17 protein-coding genes and 1 riboswitch are annotated in these 18,843 nt (G+C 60.5%); of the genes, 7 read left to right on the forward strand and 10 right to left on the reverse strand.

Going from position 1 to position 18,843, the window contains the following annotated elements; translation table 11 throughout:
* Positions 1-57 precede the first annotated feature (57 nt).
* Genes PPRO_RS05980 through PPRO_RS06005 form a run of 6 tightly spaced genes read left to right on the forward strand, consistent with a single transcriptional unit; the run spans position 58 to position 6,508 of the window.
* Positions 58-1,080 (forward strand): AAA family ATPase, encoded by a 1,023-nt coding sequence (locus PPRO_RS05980; RefSeq protein ID WP_011735138.1) that lies wholly within the window; start codon positions 58-60, stop codon positions 1,078-1,080.
* Positions 1,081-1,088: 8 nt separating this feature from the next.
* Positions 1,089-1,967: a DUF58 domain-containing protein gene (locus PPRO_RS05985; protein ID WP_011735139.1), complete on the forward strand. Its 879-nt coding sequence runs from the start codon at positions 1,089-1,091 to the stop codon at positions 1,965-1,967.
* Positions 1,968-1,984: 17 nt separating this feature from the next.
* Positions 1,985-3,607 (forward strand): hypothetical protein, encoded by a 1,623-nt coding sequence (locus tag PPRO_RS05990; protein WP_011735140.1) that lies wholly within the window; start codon positions 1,985-1,987, stop codon positions 3,605-3,607.
* 6 nt (positions 3,608-3,613) lie between these two features.
* On the forward strand, positions 3,614-4,717 hold the full coding sequence (locus tag PPRO_RS05995) for a vWA domain-containing protein (RefSeq protein WP_011735141.1): 1,104 nt from the start codon (positions 3,614-3,616) through the stop codon (positions 4,715-4,717).
* A 3-nt stretch (positions 4,718-4,720) separates the two neighbouring features.
* The gene (locus PPRO_RS06000) at positions 4,721-5,479 is read left to right on the forward strand and encodes a hypothetical protein (RefSeq protein WP_011735142.1); all 759 of its coding nucleotides are present in this window, start codon (positions 4,721-4,723) and stop codon (positions 5,477-5,479) included.
* Between the two features lie 15 nt (positions 5,480-5,494).
* On the forward strand, positions 5,495-6,508 hold the full coding sequence (locus tag PPRO_RS06005) for a VWA domain-containing protein (protein WP_011735143.1): 1,014 nt from the start codon (positions 5,495-5,497) through the stop codon (positions 6,506-6,508).
* Between the two features lie 184 nt (positions 6,509-6,692).
* Here PPRO_RS06005 and PPRO_RS21405 read toward each other — a convergent pair whose 3' ends face one another.
* Positions 6,693-8,327: a methyl-accepting chemotaxis protein gene (locus PPRO_RS21405; RefSeq protein WP_011735144.1), complete on the reverse strand. Its 1,635-nt coding sequence runs from the start codon at positions 8,325-8,327 to the stop codon at positions 6,693-6,695.
* Between the two features lie 367 nt (positions 8,328-8,694).
* Here PPRO_RS21405 and PPRO_RS06015 point away from each other — a divergent pair, with 367 nt between their 5' ends.
* Positions 8,695-9,492, forward strand: coding sequence for a hypothetical protein (locus PPRO_RS06015; protein WP_011735145.1), 798 nt, complete (start codon positions 8,695-8,697; stop codon positions 9,490-9,492).
* A 121-nt stretch (positions 9,493-9,613) separates the two neighbouring features.
* Here PPRO_RS06015 and PPRO_RS06020 read toward each other — a convergent pair whose 3' ends face one another.
* From PPRO_RS06020 to PPRO_RS06060, 9 genes are all read right to left on the reverse strand, one after another.
* The gene (locus tag PPRO_RS06020; RefSeq protein WP_011735146.1) at positions 9,614-10,471 is read right to left on the reverse strand and encodes an energy-coupling factor ABC transporter ATP-binding protein; all 858 of its coding nucleotides are present in this window, start codon (positions 10,469-10,471) and stop codon (positions 9,614-9,616) included.
* On the reverse strand, positions 10,468-11,214 hold the full coding sequence (gene cbiQ, locus PPRO_RS06025) for a cobalt ECF transporter T component CbiQ (RefSeq protein WP_011735147.1): 747 nt from the start codon (positions 11,212-11,214) through the stop codon (positions 10,468-10,470). The genes PPRO_RS06020 and cbiQ overlap by 4 nt, the downstream gene beginning before the upstream one ends.
* A complete protein-coding gene (locus PPRO_RS06030) occupies positions 11,214-11,540 on the reverse strand; it encodes an energy-coupling factor ABC transporter substrate-binding protein (RefSeq protein WP_011735148.1) in 327 nt (108 codons plus the stop codon). The genes cbiQ and PPRO_RS06030 overlap by 1 nt, the downstream gene beginning before the upstream one ends.
* Entirely contained in the window at positions 11,537-12,217 is a 681-nt protein-coding gene (locus PPRO_RS06035; RefSeq protein WP_011735149.1) for an energy-coupling factor ABC transporter permease, read from the reverse strand. Before PPRO_RS06035 ends, PPRO_RS06030 begins: the two co-directional genes overlap by 4 nt.
* A gap of 134 nt (positions 12,218-12,351) precedes the next feature.
* Positions 12,352-12,526: riboswitch (cobalamin riboswitch) on the reverse strand.
* A gap of 110 nt (positions 12,527-12,636) precedes the next feature.
* Positions 12,637-12,894 (reverse strand): hypothetical protein, encoded by a 258-nt coding sequence (locus PPRO_RS06040; protein ID WP_011735150.1) that lies wholly within the window; start codon positions 12,892-12,894, stop codon positions 12,637-12,639.
* 14 nt (positions 12,895-12,908) lie between these two features.
* Positions 12,909-14,780 carry a TonB-dependent receptor plug domain-containing protein gene (locus tag PPRO_RS06045; RefSeq protein WP_011735151.1) on the reverse strand — a complete coding sequence of 624 codons (1,872 nt, stop codon included), beginning with the start codon at positions 14,778-14,780 and terminating at the stop codon, positions 12,909-12,911.
* Between the two features lie 183 nt (positions 14,781-14,963).
* Positions 14,964-15,824: a carbon-nitrogen hydrolase family protein gene (locus PPRO_RS06050; protein WP_011735152.1), complete on the reverse strand. Its 861-nt coding sequence runs from the start codon at positions 15,822-15,824 to the stop codon at positions 14,964-14,966.
* Entirely contained in the window at positions 15,821-16,669 is an 849-nt protein-coding gene (locus PPRO_RS06055) for an adenosylcobinamide amidohydrolase (protein ID WP_011735153.1), read from the reverse strand. Before PPRO_RS06055 ends, PPRO_RS06050 begins: the two co-directional genes overlap by 4 nt.
* A 131-nt stretch (positions 16,670-16,800) precedes the next feature.
* On the reverse strand, positions 16,801-18,837 hold the full coding sequence (locus tag PPRO_RS06060) for a TonB-dependent receptor plug domain-containing protein (protein WP_011735154.1): 2,037 nt from the start codon (positions 18,835-18,837) through the stop codon (positions 16,801-16,803).
* Positions 18,838-18,843 lie beyond the last annotated feature (6 nt).

Consider the following 18,843-nt stretch of genomic DNA (forward strand, 5'->3'; position numbering starts at 1 on the left):
AGCCTGGGGCCAGGCCATGGATTCCACTACCTATCGTTGCAGTACATGGGAACGCACATGCAGGAACCAATCGCAGACGGCGCAAGCACGGCGGAGCTTTTTGAACAGTACGTGGGCATGGTTCAGCGGATAAAAGCTGAAATCGCCAAAGTTGTCATCGGCCAGGAGGAGATGATCAGCCTGATGATCCATGCGCTCCTCTCCAAGGGACACATACTGCTTGAAGGTGTTCCCGGGCTGGCGAAAAGCCTTGCCGTTGAGACCTTCGCGAAAGTGATCGGCGGTAATTTCAAACGTTTTCAGTTCACCCCGGACAAGATGCCCAGCGACATAACCGGCACCATGGTGTGGAACGAGAAGGAAGACGAGTTTGAATTCCATGCCGGCCCCATCTTCTGCAACATTTTCCTGGCCGACGAGATAAACCGGGCTTCGCCGAAGGTGCAATCCGCACTGCTGCAGGCGATGCAGGAAAAGGAAGTGACCGTGGAGTGCACGCACTACGACATCCCGCGTCCGTTCATGGTGCTTGCCACGGAGAACCCCATCGAGCAGATCGGCACCTATCCCCTGGCAGAGGCCCAGGTCGACCGTTTCATGGTCAAATATGATGTCGGCTATATGCAAAAAGATGAGGAGTTCGAGCTCATACAGAGGAAAAACAGTAACTTTGACCAGCTCAAAAGCGACATACACACGGTTCTCACCCTCGATGACATACTGGCAGTCCAGCAGCTCATCCATGACCGGATCAGGGTGAGCCAGAAGGTCATGCGCTACATACTGAACATCTGCACAGCAACGCGCCCGCGCGACACCTATGCCCCGCAGGAGTTTGTGGCTGATATTCACCAGTACATCAGGCTCGGCGCATCGCCTCGGGCCTCTGAATCGCTTCTGGGACTGGCAAAAGTGTATGCCTTTGGCCAGCAGCGTGACTTCGTTACGTTCGACGATGTCGTCCTATGCGCCCGGCACGTGCTCAGGCATCGTATTCTGCTCAACAGCACCGCGCTGTCGCAGCAGGTCAGCGCCGACACGATTGTCCAGGAAATCCTTAAAATGGTCCAGCCGTACTGAAAAAGCCCATGGTCAAATCGGAAAAGAGTCTGTTGTCCAAAAAGGAGCTGCTGGAGATATTCATCAGTCACCGGGTGCATTCACCCTTTCCCGGGGACTGGGAGAGTGTCTTCAAGGGGCTGGGATACGAGTTCTGGTCGCTCAGGGAGCTTGAGCCCGGCGATTCGTTCCGGAACATCGACTGGAAGGCGACGGCCAGGACCGGCACGTTTTATGTGCGCGAATTTCTTGCCGAGAGCTACTTCAACGTTATGATCCTGTACGACATCAGCAACTCGGTGCGCTTCGGCAGGAAGGAGTTGCTCCAGGCGCACATCGCCGTGTCGCTGGCATACAGCGCGATCCTGGGCAACAACGGTTGCGGATTGATCCTTTTCGCGGACGATAGTGTCCGCTTTATTCCGCCGCGCATGGGCAGGTCGCATTTCATGGAGATTCTGGATGCCATTGCCCATGCGGAACCGGTTGCCTGCGGTGCGACTAATTTGGGCGCCGCACTGACCAAGCTGATCAACGAAGTCCCGGAGAGCCTTGCCTTCGTACTGTCTGATTTCATGTATCCGCTTGATTTCAGATACAGTTTTCACCGCACGGCACACGGGACCGACAAGCATGAGGTCAAGGCGATCCAGGTGCTCGAGGAGTGCGAAATCGAGCTGCCTCCGCATTCGAAAGGTATTCTGCCGCTCTACGACTATGAGAGCGGAAGGACCGTGGCGCTGGATATGGGAAAATGGAAGGCGTATAACGCTGCCATGAGTCAGCTGCGGTTGGCTACCAAAGAGCGTCTGAACCGCGCCGGAATCGATCTGGTAACCATCAGCCCGGCGGATGATTTTGTCCGAAAAATAGATGATTTTATGAAGCGATCTCCATCAAGATCTTAGATACGGGTACGGATGCCATGACTTACCGCTTTACAAAATGCTGCGCCATCATACTGCTCCTTGTCTCCATATTGGCGGACTCTGCTTCCGTGGCTTTTGCCAGGGCTGCCGCCTTCTCCTTTGACTCGGTCTGGTTTTATCGCGACGGGACCAGGGTTGTCCCGGAGATCGGCACGAACTGGCTCACGGTCGTCTTTGACCCACGCTCCATCCCCGATGGCGACAGTTTCGAATCCAGCGCTGCCCCTGACGATGCCGCTACCAGCGGTGGCGCCAGCGAGATCAGCGATCCGGCCGGGGACTTTATCAAGAAGAAGGCCAGGGCCATGGTCAAGGCCAACAGGCGTCTCAGCGAGTATCTCTACGACCCCAACCTTGCCGAAGGCGCCTGCTTCCTTCGGATGCGCAACGGGCTGAAGCCCCAGGAAATACGCCAGCTTGTCAGCCGTTTGAGCCGGGACGGAACCGTTGCCTACGTCCATCCGACGGTGATCATCAGCGGCAAGACCTACGCGTACTTCAACGCCTTCGACCTGAAATGGAAGACAGGCACTTCCGAGGCCCAGCGGCAATCCCTGCTGCGGGCATCCCATGCGATGCTCGATGAAAACGATCCGTTGGCAACCCGCCATACGGTCAATGTTGCCAGGATTCCCTTTTTCAAGGCGTTCAACCTGCTTGCCGAGGATATCAGGGTACTCAGGGCCACACCGCGTCTGGTGGAAGTAAAACCGTCGATCAGCGCCAAGCTGGCCCTTTTCATGAGCGGGGGGAACATCGGTGACAGCATTCCCTTTACGCTCACCATTGCCTTCTCCGAGCTGGTGAAAATCGATCCAAGCTCCATTGCGACCCTCAATCTGCGGCCGCCTGAACTTCAGAAGGAACTCTTTGACTGCACCTTTGACCCGTACGATTACGCATCGTCAGTCAACAAGAGCCCGATCGTCATCACCGGCCGGATGGCGGTTTACGCCCCCGGAGAGTTTAGTCTGCCGCCCGTCAAGATCAGCTATTCGTGCCCGTCCTGTCCCGACAGCAGCGTGCGTACCATTGAGACGGAGCCGGTCCTGTACAGGGTTTCCTCCATCATCCCAAAAGCCAAGTCGGAAAACCGGCTGATCGTGCCAACCGACCCGGTTGCTTACGTTTCTCGCCATGACGCGTTGCGCCGGCAGTCCCTGCGCTATCTCTGGTTCGCCATGCTCTGCTTTGCCTGTCTCGTTCCCTGCGCCCTATGGGCCTTCAGGCTGCGCCCCAGGGTCACCGCCGAACGGAACCTCCTGGAGGAACGCAAAAGGGCTCTCCAGCTGGCAGGCCGGCTGCGTGTGTTGCTGCTTGACACGCCTGCCGTTCCTCACTGGAGCTACCTGGGGGAAGTCGGCGGGTTGTTGCGCGAGTATCTGCTGCTGCTCTACGGAATCGATGCAAAGTATCGGGGAGGGAGCGGCAGGCGGTTCATGGAAACCATCGCAGAGCTTCTTCCGCCGGAGTGCTGCGGCCCATTGCGGCGCATCTTTTCCGACATCGATGACAGTGTTGCCCTCGAATCAGAAAGCTATTCGGATATTGAACGGTTGCAGCGCGATATTCTGACTATTGTGGATCAGACCGCCCGCGATGGCGCAGGCCGGGGGTAAACTCCCATGAGCATTCAGTATCCCTGGGCACTGCTGCTCCTGGCGATCATACCGGCAGTGCTGGTTGCCACTAAAAAGTGCGCCGTCAGGACCGGTTTTTCCTGGGTAGCTGCGTTAGACCGGGAATTGAGGCCCGGGCCGCTAAAAGCGTACGGCGCCGATCTGCTTGCCGCGACCGCCATGGTCCTGATCGTGCTTGCCATCGCCAACGTGCAGTATTCCAGTTACTGGCAAAAGACGTACCCAGAGTCCAGGTGGATAATGCTGGTTCAGGATCTCTCCGGATCCATGGGAAGGTCCGGTGAGGAGGGCGCCAGCCAGACCCTGGGAGATGTCGCCCTCGATGGGGCCTCGTCTTTCATCGATATGCGCAAGAAGGACGACCTGATCGGTATTATCGCTTTTTCCGATGTGGCGCAGCTGGTTGCGCCTCCCTCCTTTGACAGGGAAATTCTGAAGAGAAAGCTGGAACTGCTCAGGAGAAAAAACGATTCCCCGCTGTTCAGGGACCTGGTCTTGGGGGGGGAGACCAATGCTTCCTATGCCACCTGGCTTGCGGTATGCGTTTTCTTCATGTTTCTTCCCGAGGAAAACCAGCCATCCTACGAGCAGATAAATGACATGCGTTATTCGCTGATGGGGCGCAGCGGCACCGCGCTGCACATCCCCGCGCAACTGAAAGACATAGATTTCGGCCGGGGAATGGCTATTGTTCTCTTTACCGACGGTCGCATAGAATCGAGCCAGGGCAACGGAGACGTGGAGAGCGGGCTGCTCAATTTCATTAATGTTATCAGCCTGGTGAGGCGGTTGGGCATACGGCTCTATCTCGTCGTCGTGGGGGGTGAGGTTGCCAATGACGTGCGCCAGGCCATTGAGGAGCCAGTGGGCGGCTCTTCCGCTGGTCACGTATTCAGCATGCCCCGCTCCCTGGACAAGGCACGGATTGCCTCGGTCTACAACAACATCAATACCATGGAGAAAAACAGGTTGCTGGTAAAACTGGAGAAACGGAAAAAGGATACCAGGAGGCCGCTGGCGCTGGCGGCTGCCGTTATGCTGGCAGCCTGTTGCCTCGTGCGCATTCTCCCCGCCACACGAAGGATCTGAACGATGATCAAAAACACCAGAATATCCATAGCACTCATCATTGTCGTGGCCCTCACCTTCACGACGTTGGGCGTATACTGCAGCCGCGAGTACCGTACTCTCAACGAGCGGGAAGTGAGCGAGAGGCTGCTGCGGCAGGAGCTACACCGGGTGGACGCAGTGACGGACGACGCTGCCGCCGTCGCGGCCTACAGGAAGATTTCCCCGACGCTCCCCGAGATCCAGTTGCGCATCGTGCAGCGTCAATGGCGCATCGCCCTGGAGCTTCTGGGATACATGCAGCGCGCCAGAAGCAATAGTGAACTGCAGAACGAGACCGTCGTATACGATGGCCAGCTGAAAAGACTTCTTGATGAGATTGTCGAGCGCTGCGGGGCTACTCTGGCGGATGCGGCGTCCCTGCGGCCCGATATCACCTGGCGTTTATACAATACGGCCGGGGCCGCCAAGGTGTTGAGCGCGCTGGTGATGCTGGAAAGCGAGCAGAATGCGGACAAGGTGCAGGGTGTCATGCGCGATGCGCTGGCGGACTTCAAGTCCGCCATAGAAGCCGTGGACAAATCCGGTGTGTCGCCTCTGTACAAAAACATTCCCCGCTGGAACTTCGAGGTGCTCAACGGCGAGGAGAATGTCCGGAAATTCGAGGTTTCTATGACTGACATGGAAAAAAACCAGGCGCTGAAAGAAAACCTTGAAACGCTGATACCCGATATCGGCGGCTATGCCCCCGGCGAGCCCATGGATACACGGGTAAAAAAATAAAGGGCCTTTCCTGCCATGAATCTGGAACATAGCGGCACCCTCTGGCTGCTGCTCGCCATCCCCTGCTTCCTCTGCTCTGCGCTCGTATCCCATAAAAAGGCGAGCACGTTGCTGTACCGCTTCGCCCAGACGAAAAAACGGCCCGTTCCCGCTATCGTTTCCACCCTGTTCCTGAGTCTCGCCTTGGCCGCGCTGATTCTTGCCCTGGCCGGCCCCAGGCTGCAGTACACAAAAACTGTCTTCAATCGCAGCGGTATCGATCTGGCCATCGGGATCGATGTGTCAAAGTCGATGCTGGCGGAAGATGAAACACTTCCCCCGGAGGGGAAGAAACTCTTCAGCATACCGAACCGCCTGAACCGCGCCCGCTACTGCGCGCTTACCATTCTGAGCGCTCTCAAGGGGGAGCGTGTGGGCGTGTTCCTGTTCGCCAGCAAGGGGGTTCCCATCGTTCCCCTGACCAACGACTATGGCTACTGCCAGTACATCCTCAAACACGCCAATGACTCCACCATCTCAACTCCCGGCAGCGACCTGGGGCAGGCGATAACGACCGGTATTTACCTGTTCGAGGAGAGCTCCCGCACGTCGGTCAAAAGCATCGTATTGATTTCTGACGGCGAGGACATCAACGAGGACAGCTCCGTGATGCATGAGGCTGCCCAGCGCGCCGCGGCCAAGGGAATCGCCATCTACACGGTCGGTACCGGCAGGGGCCAGGGGGTCATGGTTCCCATCAGGGACGCCATAGGTGCCGCCATAGAGGGGTATTACCAGGATGAAGACGGTTCGTACCTGAAAACGCGGCTGGAGCAGGACAGCTTGAAGAGCATTTCAAACACCAGCGGAGGCCGTTACTTCAGCGCCCATGTAGCGCGAGTCGAGGAAGATGTCGTTGATGCCCTGCTGAAGCGCGCCCGAACCATCGAATATACCAGGGCCACGGAACTCGCCTGGTACGATCTGTCGCCGGCGCTGCTCGGCGCGGCGCTGCTGTTTTTACTGATCGGCATAATCGCCGGACGCTGATACGGCTGCCTGGGCCCGCTCTCTTCAGCGGTGAAGTGGAGTTCGCGAGCCGCCTGACCGACGTGGAAGGCATGGGCTGGGTAACGGGGAAACAGCGGGGCTGGCAAAGAGAATCGGCAAAGCCCCACATTTGTGGGGCTTTGGTCATTGGTGGTGGGATATCCGGAGGCTCATTGTCTGGAGTTTACAATCTGAACTGCTGTACCAGCCGCTGCAGTTCTCCGGCGTTTCTGCTGAGGTGCGCCGCCGCGGTGACGGATTCCTGGGCGCCGTGGGATGTCTGCCGCACGACCTGGGTGATCTGCTGCATGTTGCCGGCTATCTCACCGGTGGTGGCGGTCTGCTCCTCGGCAGCGGTGGCGATCTGGCTGACCTGCATGGCAACGTCGTTGATCTGCTCCAGAATGTCCCGCAGCGCGTCGCCTGAGCGGGCCGCCTCCATGGTACCGGCCTCCACCTGATCGACTCCCTGCTCCATGGCGGCCACGGCAGCGCCGGTCTCAGCCTGGATGGCTTTGATCATCTCATCGATCTCATGTGTGGCGCGGGTGGTGCGTTCCGCCAGGGCACGCACCTCGTCGGCAACCACCGCGAAGCCTCTCCCCTGTTCCCCTGCCCGGGCCGCCTCGATGGCGGCGTTCAATGCCAGCAGGTTCGTCTGGTCGGCGATATCCTCGATGGCGCCGATGATGGCGCCGATCTGATTGCTACGTGCCCCAAGACTCTCCACGGTCTTTGCCGACTCCTGCACCCGGGCCGCGATCTGCCCCATCACCGCCACCGTCTTTTCAACGACCTCGGCGCCGCTTTGGGCCGAGGCCGAAGCGTGCTGCGCTCCCTCGGCCGCCATCTGGCAGTTCTGGGCGATGTCGCCCGATGTGGCTGACATCTCTTCGCCGGCCGTGGCCACGGTTACGGCCTGGCCGGCGATCTCTTCGGCGTTGCCGGCGGTCCGTTCGGCGGTGGCATGCAGTTGGTCCGCGGCTAACGCCACCAACGACGATGTTCCGGATACCTGGTTGATGATATTGCGCAGGTTATCCACCATGACCTTCATTGCCCGCAGCAGCTGGCCGGTTTCGTCTTCCGAACCAACCCGAACGTCAACGCTCAGGTCACCGGAGGCGATGGTGTTGGCTACGGAAACCGCCTGCGTGAGTCGGGCGTTTATGCTGCGTACGATACCGTAGAATACCGCCAGGATCGCAACGAAGAGCAGCATGCCCATGGAGGTCAGAGCGATTTCGGAGGTGCGCAGCATGGCCGCGGCGCGTCGTTCCGTTTCGCTGTTAGCCGCGTTGCTCAGAACAACGATCTGGTCGATGGCGCTCCGGTGAGCCTCATAGGAGGGGGAGAGCACGTCGCGCAGCAGGTGTTCCGCCCTGGTGCGGTCGTGCGCCCGCAAGGCGGGAAAAAACTCCCCTTCCACCGTGTTGTAGAACTTCACCGCCGGCCTGTAGGACTCTTCCAGCAGCAGCGTCCTACCCTTTCCCGGAGGAAGTTCCCTGACCCAATGGTCATGGCGCTGGTCGTATTCGGCACGCAGTTTCTTCAGCCGTTCATGATAGCCGGGGAGTTTGGAATCGTCTGTCTCCACCATCGCCCGCAGAACAACGAAGTACGATTCGATGATGTATTCGGGGGGCGGCAGGATATCGGCGATAAGATCCTTGCCGCGTACGATCTCATGGTACACGGGGCCATCGATCTTGATCCGGTTGATGGAAACGTGCGTGAAGACTAAGATGGCCAGAATGCCAGCCAGGATGATTGCGCAGGTGCTGATCAGTTTTGCCTTGATGGTGATGAACATCGTCATTGATCCTCATAGGGGGAATTGCCGCACGCACAGGGAACTGTGATGCCGTTGCGGGTAAGTGAACGATTGGAGAGAACGGTCTTAATGAGACCAAGAATAGACTATCCGGTGAAGACCTGTCTACAGGGAATGTGGGCTCGACCTGACACTTCACCATCGAATTGTCATGGAACAGTCCGTGGCAATTCGTGCGTCTGGAAGGGGCCGTGCGCGCCGTTCGTGTGATCCGCTGGTGGCGACAGCCGGGGGAGCGGAAACGCTTGGGGGTGTTATGTGCGCCAAGGGTGTGGTAAGGGAGTAGTCCGGTGGCGATGGGGCGGGAGCGCGTCCGTACCGCCCCATCGCTACCCCGCAAAGGAGGAGAACCATGGAATCCAGGCTGCTGTTTCTCATCAACCGCCACGACCGGTGGAGTTATGCCCGGCTGATACTTCTGGAGCAGGAGGAGGATCAGCTGGTTATTGGTTTTATAGCCCGGCCGGACGATTATGCCCTCGATGGTATCCTGGCCGAATATCGCGGGTTGGTGGGTCTGGCCTGCGATGATCTCTGCTGCCATGCCTCCATCCGGGACGTGGAGCGGAATCGGACCGCTGAGGGGGAACTGGTCACCCTCAGCTGCCGCAGGCTGGTGCTCCAGCCCACCCTGGAGTTGATCGCCGAGGAGAAGATGCGCCCGTGGGAGCTGGAGTGGGAGCAGCCGCTTAAAGAGCTGGCCATGTACGACGGCATGATGGGGTTTGCCCAGGCGCCTCCGGTCCGCCCTGGCTTTGTCACCCTGGTCAACCATACCGCCTGGAGGATTCTCCTGGGGAGGAACATGCCCTACGAGTACGGCGAGAAGGGGAGGGTGACCGGTTTCGTCGATGCCGGCGGCAATGCCAAACCTGATGTGGTCAAGCTGATGGAGACCCCCTGTCCCTTCCACCTGCTGTATCCCCTGCTGGGGCACGACCGGGATCTGTTCCTGGCCCTGTCCCGGCTGTTCGCCGGCTATCTTCTGATGGATCGCGGGGTGGTTGACGATGTGCGGGAGTTTTCCCTGCAGATGGACCGGGACGGGAACCTGCTGGTTTCCTTCAAGGGGATACGGTCGGGGGTGACCAAGGATGATCTGCCGATCCTGGTCGCCGTGCGGGAGACCTGCCGGCTGGCGGAGGAGTGAGCAGAGGCTGGTTTTATCTCTGCGTCAGCACTATCCCAGACTTCTCCCTGCTTGGGGGGATGGGCGTGGCCACAGTCGGAGAGTACTGCTTCTGAATTGGATCGACGGCCCCAGGCGTATTTTATGCCGGTACGCGCAGAATTGCCAGCTGGTCCAGCAGCTGCTGGTGGCTGCGGGGGGGAGGGGTGTCTCCGGATGCCAGCCCCGCGGCCATGAGCGAGTGATGCAGTTGGGCCACCCGGGGTATGCCGATGCCGAAACTCTCCAGCCGCTCCAGTACCCAGGGGAGCTCGCTGGCCGGCCAGTTGGCGGCGCAGCGTCCCGTCTCCAGCACGCTGACCCGGTCGGCCCACTGGTAGGCGAAGTCGATGTCATGGGTGGCGATGATGATGGTCATGCCGCTGTCGTGGAGCCGCTCCAGTACCACCGTCAGCTCTGCCTGCATGGCGGCGTCCAGGCCGGCCATGGGCTCGTCCAGGATCAAAAGCTCCGGCTCCATGGCCAGCACCCCGGCGATGCAGACCCGCTTCTTCTGGCCGTAGCTCATGGCATGCACCGGGCGGTCGGCGTGGGATGCCATGCCCACGGCCGTCAGGGAACGCTCGACCCTGTCGCGCACGACCTCCGTTGTCAGCCCCAGGTTCAAGGGGCCGAAGGATACGTCCTCGCGTACGCTGGCCGAGAAGAGCTGGGCATCGGGATTCTGGAAGACCACACCGATGCGGGAGCGGAGTCTGCGTAATCCCTTGCGTCCGTAATCCAGGGGAGTCCCGTCCAGCAGCACCTGGCCAGCCTGGGGACGCAGCACGCCGTTGCACTGCAGAAAGAGGGTTGTCTTGCCCGCGCCGTTCAGCCCCAAGAGGGCAGTGCGCCTCCCCTGGTGAAAGGAGATGGAGCAGTCATCCAGCCCCCGACTTCCGTCGGGATAGCGGTAACTGACCCCGCACAGTTCCAGTATGCTTTTTCCGGTTGGTGTCATGGGTGCATCACCGCCAGGATGATCAGGAGGCAGCCCGCCGTCAGGCCGACCAGGATGCTGCTGGCGCCGTCGGGATACGTTGGGGTCAGGAATCTGAGCGGGCCGTCATTGGCGCGGGAGAGAGCCGCCTGCTGCAGAGCCCGGGAGCGTTGCCAGACCTGGACCGTGAGCGCCGCCACCATGATGCCCAGGGAGCGCAGCGCCAGCCGGGGGGTGGCGTAACCCAGGCGCGACGCCTGGGCGGTGACGATGTCGTGGGTCGCCTCCAAGAAGACGAACAGGGTGCGGTAGCAGAGGGTCATCAGGTCGGTCAGTACCTCCGGAAAGCCCAGGCGGCGCAACAGCGAGATAAGGTCGTTGAGCGGCGTGGAGAGCGCCAGGAAGAGCAGCGCAGCCAGGCAGACCAGAGAGCGTCCGGCAACGTGCAACGCCTCCCGCAACTGGACATCCCCGCTGCTTAAGGTCAGCCAGGGGAAGCTGGCTTGCCACCCCAGGGACACCGCCAGGGTCGTGCCGCTTACCAGCAGGAACAGGAGCGGCGCGGCGCTAACGCGCAGATAGCAGCGCAGGGGAATGCGTGCCCCGCGGCAGGTGACGGCCGCCAGGAGCGCGGCCAACAGGAGGGCGATGGTCGGGGTTGATGCGGCAAAGGCGGCAATCATGCCGCAGAGCGCAAAGACGCATTTGGCGGCGGGGTGTACCCGCCGCCAGCGATTGGAGTAGGAGAGCTGCTCGATCAGCATCAGGCCTCGCTCTTGTTTCGGCGCAGCCTGGCGCGGGTCACCGAACTCCCCAGCCAGTAGCCGATGAATCCGGCTCCCAGGGCGGCCTGGAGGGCGAAGAGCAGGGAGCCGATCTCGCCGCTGGGGGGCTCCATGAGCGGCTTGAACCAGGGTTTGTACTGGGGGGCGATGGCTGTGATGGTGTCCTTGGCCTTGTCGTCGGCTCCGGCGAAGATCTCCACCTCGGCTCCGTCCGGCCCCGGCGCGGGGCGCTTCACCATCCAGAGCGGCACTGCCACCAAGAGCGCCACCAGGGCCAGCAGGATCAGGTTCTGATAGCGTTTCATGCCTGCACCTCCTGTCCGTTTCCCTCGATATTCAGGCTGCCCAACTCTTCCCGGTTGAAGCGCAGGAGGGCGTTCATCACCACCACGGTCAAAAGCCCCTCGCTGATGGCCAGGGGGATCTGGGTCAGGGCGAATACGCCGGCGAACTTGGCCAGGGATGCCGTGAAGCCGCCCACCGGGTCGGGAAAGGCGAAGGCCAGCTGGCAGGCCGTGGTGACGTAGGTTAAAAGGTCGCCCAGGGAGGCTGCCAGGAAAACCCCTACGCCGAAGGGGAACCGGGCCGCGCGGGCCAGACGGAAGACGGCGGCGGCGGCGAAGGGGCCGACGATGGCCATGGAGAAGATATTGGCGCCCAGGGTGGTCAGGCCGCCGTGGGCCAGAAGCAGTGCCTGGAACAGCAGCACCACCGCTCCGATGGGGGCTACGGCGGAGGGTCCGAACAGTATCGCCCCCAGTCCGGTGCCGGTGGGATGGGAGCAGCTGCCGGTGACGGAAGGCATCTTCAGGGCCGAGAGCACGAAGGTGAAGGCCGCGGCCACCCCCAGCAGCATGCGCTGTTCCGGATTTTTATTGATCTTTTTATTTATGGAGTACAGGCCGTAGGCGACCACAGGCGCGGACGCGACGCTCCATCCGATGGCATGTTCAACAGGCAGAAAACCTTCCATGATGTGCATGATGTTTCTCCTTTCCGTGCAACGCGGCAAACGCCATAAAAAAAGTCCGCATCTGCAAGCAGCATGCGGACTTTCCGTATTCAAAGGTCCTTGTGGATTCGCTGTGCACTCTCCCGGTCCCCCGGGAACTAGCTGAGTGGCGTGGATCAGTGGCAGGTCTTCTGGCTCGCGATTCATCCTCCGGGCGCCTTCCCAGTCAAAAACCAGTGGCCGTTGCCCCTTGTCATCGCTTACAGCGGCGGGTCCGCGGGGGAGTCGCACCCCTCTTCCCTATCAAGCCCTGTCGGGCGCCCTGATCCGGTATGAGTGTTCCGCCGTTGAGCGGATATGTGCCTCGCAGACTATCCAATACGGCTCCGGCTGTCAAGTCGTTTCCCGGCTCATTCCGCAACGGCCGTGACCGCTCGCGGAGAGGGAGGCTAGTGGCCGCAGAAGCTCCACATGCTCTCGGGAACGACCATGCGCACCGGCTCTCCGTCGACGGTGGTGGCCATGGTCAGGTTGCCCGATTCTTCCACAAAGGCATGGTCCTGTTCCATGTCGACGATCTTTAGCTGCTTCTGCAAACGGAGCGATACGGCGATATCCGCCAAGGAGTTGAGCCAGGCCTCCATCACCGGAGATTTGATGCGCACCTGGGGAAACACGTCCTGATTCTGCGTCGTCTGATCATTCATCACACAAGCCCTCCCTAGAATCTCATCTGTATGCCGGCGGCGGCACGGATGCCGTCATCGGGATGCCCCAGATGAGTTTCATACGCCGTATCGAAGAGATTATCAACCCTCAGATAGATTTCTGTGGCTATTTTTCCGATCTTGAACGGTTGGGTCGCCTTCAGGTCCACCAGAACGGCGTCGTCCATCCGCTGGTAGCTCTTGTTCTCCGCCTGACTGTAACGGCTCCCTTCGTAGCGGACCGTGGTCTCCAGTCTGGTGGCCAGGCGGGGGAGGGTGTAGGAGAGTGTGTATTTCATCTTCAGGCCGGGCGTGTAGGGGAGCTTCTTGCCGGTGCTCTTGACCGCCGAGTCCTGGATGGTCAGGCTGGCTTCCAGGGTCGGGCCGTTGTCCCAGGCGTACGTGGCCATGATCTCGCCCCCTTGGCGTTCGGCGCCCCGTATGTTCACCGGCCGATAGATCATATCGCTCCCCCGGCGGGAACTGATCAGGTCGACGGTGTCGCTCCTGAACAGGGTCAGCTGCAGCAACCGGTCCTTGGCGAAGGTGTGTTCCAGCCCTATTTCATAGGACCAGACCCGCTCCTTTTTCAGGTCCGGATTGCCCCGTGTCTGGTCGATGGAGCCGTGGCTGGTCTGGTAGAGCTGTCCGAACAGGGGGATGTTCACCGTGTAGCCGGCCCGCAGCTTGAGCAGCGTCTTGTCCGCAATGCCCCAACCCAGCCCGATGGTTCCCCCCGGGTTAGCGCCGAAGTCGTTGGTCAGGTCCCCCCGCAGGCCGAAGGTGGTTGTCAATGGGCCGAATCTGCGGTCGTACTGCACGCTGAGGCCGTTCCTGAAGCGCTCGTGCTCTCCGCTCAGGGTATGGTCATAGCCGTTCCACTCGGTCATCCCGCCCAGACGCAGGTCCCAGTTTTCAGATTCATCCGACCAGGTGGTGTCCAGCTTGAGGCCGGCCTTGTTGTCGTTCAGGGTGTAGCGGGAGCCGGACTGGTCAGTGTCTTTCAGATAGATCATGTCGCCGTAGGCGGTGGCGCTGACGGTTCCCGATTGCCCCAGCAGGCCGGAGTAGCGAGCGTCCAGGGAACCCTTGCGGTACTCCTGGCGTGCATGGGGGGTCTCGTTGTCCACCGGTCCGGGCGAGCCGAATTCGGCCTGGTAGTAGCGGCCGTTGAACTCGTAGCGACGCCCCTCGTCTCCCTGGCGATTCCAGTTCAGGTTGAAGGCGCCGTCGTTGCGGTCGCTGTTGGTGCGTTTGCCGTCACGGTGGTTTCCGGTGGCTGCGAGCAGGACGGTACTGTCGGAAACCGGCAGTTGGTGGCTTACACTTCCCTCCACCAGACCGTAGGAGCCTCCACCCCCCTTAAGCGAACTGCGCTGTTTCTCCTTGCCCCCCCCCTGTTTCGGCGTTCGGGTGATGATGTTGATGGCGCCGTCGCTCCCCCCCGGACCGAGCCAGACCGGAACCGGCGGCTTGAAGACCGAAACCGACTGGATGCTGTCCACCGGGATGGCGCTCAAGTCCTGGCTGCCGTACTGGTTTGAGTTGAGCGGCCTGCCGTTCAGGAGAACCATCACGCTGCCGGAGCGGCCCGAACCTCTGATGGAGATGCGCGAGCCGACCCCGGCGCTGGAATAGACCTCCACCCCTGGCATGGTCTTGAGGATCTCCTCCACGCTCCCCAGGTTGCGGCTTACGATCTCCCCGCGCTCCACCGTCGTCACATCAAGCGGATGGTTTGTGATGTACTCTTTCAGTCGTTCCGAGGTGACGACAACTTCGCCCAGGCTGTAGGGTTCTTCTTTGGCTGTTTCCGCGCCCAGGGATGTGCCGCTCAGCAGCGACAGGGTCAGCAGGGAGATGCCGGGGATCAGACGGATATGCATGGGAGGTTCCTTTGGTTGGTTTTTATCTGGAAAAAGCGGCCATTCACGCGAAGTTCGCGAAGAAAGATGGAAGGATCTTCACTACAGCCGAATAACCTGTCCGGTGAAGCATGGTTGCTCTGCAATTGCTATATTTCTTTGCGTCTTCGCGTCGTTGCGTGAGATGGATTGCCGCTTTCGGGTTCAAGGTTTCAGGCTGATTTCTCCCGCCGGGGTGATGGTTCCGGTGGCGCGGTTCCAATCCAGCAGCACCAGCCGCGGGTGAGGTGATACCAGGGTAAACAGGCGTTTGCCCTGGGCAATGGCCGCGCTTTCCCCGGCGCTGAAATCGATGCCAGGCTCCACGCCGGTGCGGTTGTTGACGATCAGCGGCAGGCCGGTCTCCCGGGAGCGCTCCTCCCAGTATCCCTTGGGTCCCATCTCTCCGGCCGGGGGCCAGTTGGCGGGGGAGAGCAGGATCCGAGCGCCCATCTGTTTGTGGCGGCTGCTGATCTCGTCCTTGTAGGCATCGGCGCAGATCAGAAAACCGATCGGGATGCCGTCGACGGTGAACAGGTTGTTCTCGATTCCCTTGGTGGCCCAATTCTCTGCCGGGCCGTTCACCACCCGGTGCTTGCGGTAGGTGCCCTGGATCACACCGTCCCTGTCGATGACCGCCACGCTGTTGTGCAGGTTTCCCGTGGTGCTGTCTCTCTCCGCAATGCCGATGAAGAGCGCCACCCCGTTGTGGCGAGCCCCGGCGGCAAGGGAGCGGATCCATTGATCGGGGAAGCTCTCGATCCAGCCGGTGCCGATGCGCGCGGCGAAGCCGTAGCCGGTTTCGGCCAATTCCGGGGTCAGCACCCAGTCGGCTTTCTCCGCGACAGCCTGTGCTATGGCGTTTTCGATGCTCCGGCGATTACGCCCGACTTCCCCTGGTCGGGCATCCAGGTGAAGCAGGGCGATGCGGATGCGCTCAGGGCCGGGTGCACCCGCCGCGTCGCCGATCATACCCTGGCCCAGAAACAGGGTGGCGAATATGAGCAGGAAGAGACAGTGCATCATGGCGTTTTCGTCTGGGCGATGTGCGCGGTGGGAAGCCTGAATCCGTTCTGTTTGCCCAGGGCTTCGATCACCGCCTCATGGGTCGCCTTGCCGATCAGTTCGCCCAGTTTGCTGTGGCCGCCGGCATAACTTGCCCGGGGGCCGGTGGTGCCGGAGACGACGATTACGCTGTCCGTGCCGGTGCCGGTGGCCTGGACATTCTTCGTATAGCTGCTTGGCACGTTCAGGTCCTGCAGCGCCGCAGTCTTGGCCTCGGTTACGGTGACAATTGCCCGTGCCATGGCGCCGTCGGTCAGGCGGGCATTGGTCAGCAGCATGACGTTGATGGTGCCGTGGGGCTCCTGCCCCTCGATGTTGTTTCCCTGATCCACGCCGGTCCTGACGGCGTTGCCCCTGGCGCCGGCGGTGACCAGCACGGTGACGGTCAGCGGCCCGAATTCCTTCGTCACCATTGCCAGGTTGTCCAGGTCCGCTGCCGTGGCCATCTTGGTGATGTCGGTCGTGTTCAGCTTCAGGCTCCGGGCGGTTCTTTCATGGATGAATTCGGTGTAGCTCTTTCCCCCCCTGCCGGCCTTGCCCATGAAGCTGTCGTTGACCCTGGCCCAGAGGAGCGGGTTGGCCGAGTGGTTCATGGCAGCCAGGGCATCCACCAGGCCATCGTAGGTGGAGAGGGTGCGGCGGCGCTCCGGGAACCTGACCACCAGGGTCTTCTCCCACATCTGCTCCCGTTCACCCCTGATGATCGTCGCCTCGGCCTTCAGGTCGTCGGGTAGTTTTAGGTCGGCGGCAAAGAGCAGGGTGGGGATGGTCAGCAGGGTAATGAGGGTTATGAGAAACATACGCATGGTTGTATCCTTTCCGTTCAACGCTGTTCTTTGTTCTGTTTCCCGCGGGATCCCACCCCTCCCCTTGAAGGGGAGGGGTGGGATGGTAAGAGGATGGGTTTTGTTGTCCCGTTGCGTTGCAAACGGCTATTTTAGAAAATCCACCTGGCCCCTCCCACAAAGGTTCTTCCCCGCATGGGATAGCCGTTGATGTACTCGTAGTACCTGTCCAGCAGGTTCTCCACGGCGAGGGTCAGTTCCAGGTTCTTCAGCGGACGGATGGCCCCCTTGATGTCCATTGTCATGAAGCCCCCCTTGTTGACCACCGGATAGGGATAGGAGGCGGAGTAGTCCGTGATGTACTCGTTGCCCGAATAGTTGATGATCAGTTTTGCGTCCCATTTCTCCTGGCCGGCTTTGACACCGAAGGCGCCGGTCCATTCGGGGACGTTCAGCAGGTGTCCGTGGCTAGCGCTGTCTTTGCTTTCACCGTCGTATCTGGTTTTGTAGGTGACGTTTGCAAACGGTTGGACGGAAATGTCCAGGCCGGCTGCCAGGCCGACGTCATAGGCCGCGTTCATCTCGATCCCCTGGATCGTGGCGCTGGAAAGGTTTTTATAGCTGGTCGCTCCCAGGGCGCTGTCGTAGTAGCTGGCGATCTTGTGGGAGAAGCTGGTGTGAAAGAAGGTGAAGCCCCCCTTGAGATGGTCTTTGGCGTACTCCACCCCTCCCTCGTAGGTGGTGCTCTTCTCCGGTCCCAGGTCGCGGTTACCCAGAGTACGATAGCCGTAGAGGGTGTAGTCGCTGGCCAGTTCTCGGGGGGAGGGGGCCCTGAAGGCCGTTCCGATGGCAGCCTTCAGGCTGAGGCCGTCGGTGATCTTGTAGACTATGCCGCCCCGACCGGTGACGTGATCCATGCTACGGGAGACGGGGGTACTGGTGAGCCCCTTGGTTGACAGGGTGTTGTTGTCGAAGTAGTCGTAGCGCACGCCGGCGGTGAGCAGCAGTTTTTCCTTCAGCAGGCTGAGCCTCCCCTCGGCGAAGGCGGCGTAGTTGTCGTAACGTGAATCGGGATAGTAGGGGGCGCCGCTGCTGCTGGAGGTGTCCACGGAGTTGCGGTCCCACTGTCCGCCGATGATGATGCGGTGTACGCCGATGGGGAAGACGTTCTGGATGCTGACCCCCTGGGAGCGGTTGTTGGAGGTGAACCGGTCCGCGTTGCCCGGACCGGGCATGCCCATGCCGCCGGTGCTGTAGGAGTCGTCCTTGTTGTTGTTGATGTAGTATTTGAGCGTCGCGGTTTTGTTTGTGTATTCAAAATCGAAGGAGTTACGGGCCTTTTTGGAGTAGTCGTCCGGGTCCTTGGCGTAGACCGCGCCGGGAGAGCCCAGGTCCCTGCCGACCCAGCGCTGGAAACCGACCGAAACCCGGTGGTCGTTCAGGAAACTGTAGCCGAGCCGGGTGGAAAGCTCTTCGCTCTCGTAGGCGTTGTTGTCGTAGGAACCCTTTGGTGTGCGGTAGTCGTCGCTGGCCGACGCTGCGCCGGAGATGAAATAGTCGATGCCGTATTTCTTGCCATGTATATCGCCGCCGCTTTTCCAGTACCCCCAGGAACCGCCCTCCGCGCCTATGGAGCCGTGAACTCCCTCCTCGGTACCGCGTTTGGTAATGATGTTGATCACACCCCCCATGGCCTGGGAACCGTACAGTACGGAGCCGGGACCTTTTACGATCTCGATGCGCTCGATCTCGCTGGCCGGAATTTTGGCCATGTTGGTGGTGCCGGCCCGGTTGCCGTTCACCAGCAGCAGCACCCTGCTGCTGCTCTCGGTGAACAGGTCGGTGGAAAGCCCCCTGATCTCTACGTTGCCGGTCTGGGCACCGTTGTACTTATGCACGTGGCCGATGCCTGCCTCGGCCATCAGCTCGCCCGCGTCCCGTGCCGATGATGTTCTGATCTCCTCCTGGGTGATGACCTGAACCGATGCGGGGATGTCCAGGGTGGATTCCTGGATTCTGGTGGCGGTGACGACCATGCGGTCAAGGGTGGTGTCGGCACTCTTTGTTTCGGTGGACTGCTGATCTGGTTGCGCGGTTGTTTCATTCTGGTCCGCATGGGCAGTGGAATCGATTATGTGCGGCATGACCAGGGCATTGCAGAGTGACAGAATGACGAACGGGTGCTTCATTTGTTT

This window comes from Pelobacter propionicus DSM 2379 (assembly GCF_000015045.1).
In the GTDB taxonomy this organism is placed as follows: domain Bacteria; phylum Desulfobacterota; class Desulfuromonadia; order Geobacterales; family Pseudopelobacteraceae; genus Pseudopelobacter; species Pseudopelobacter propionicus.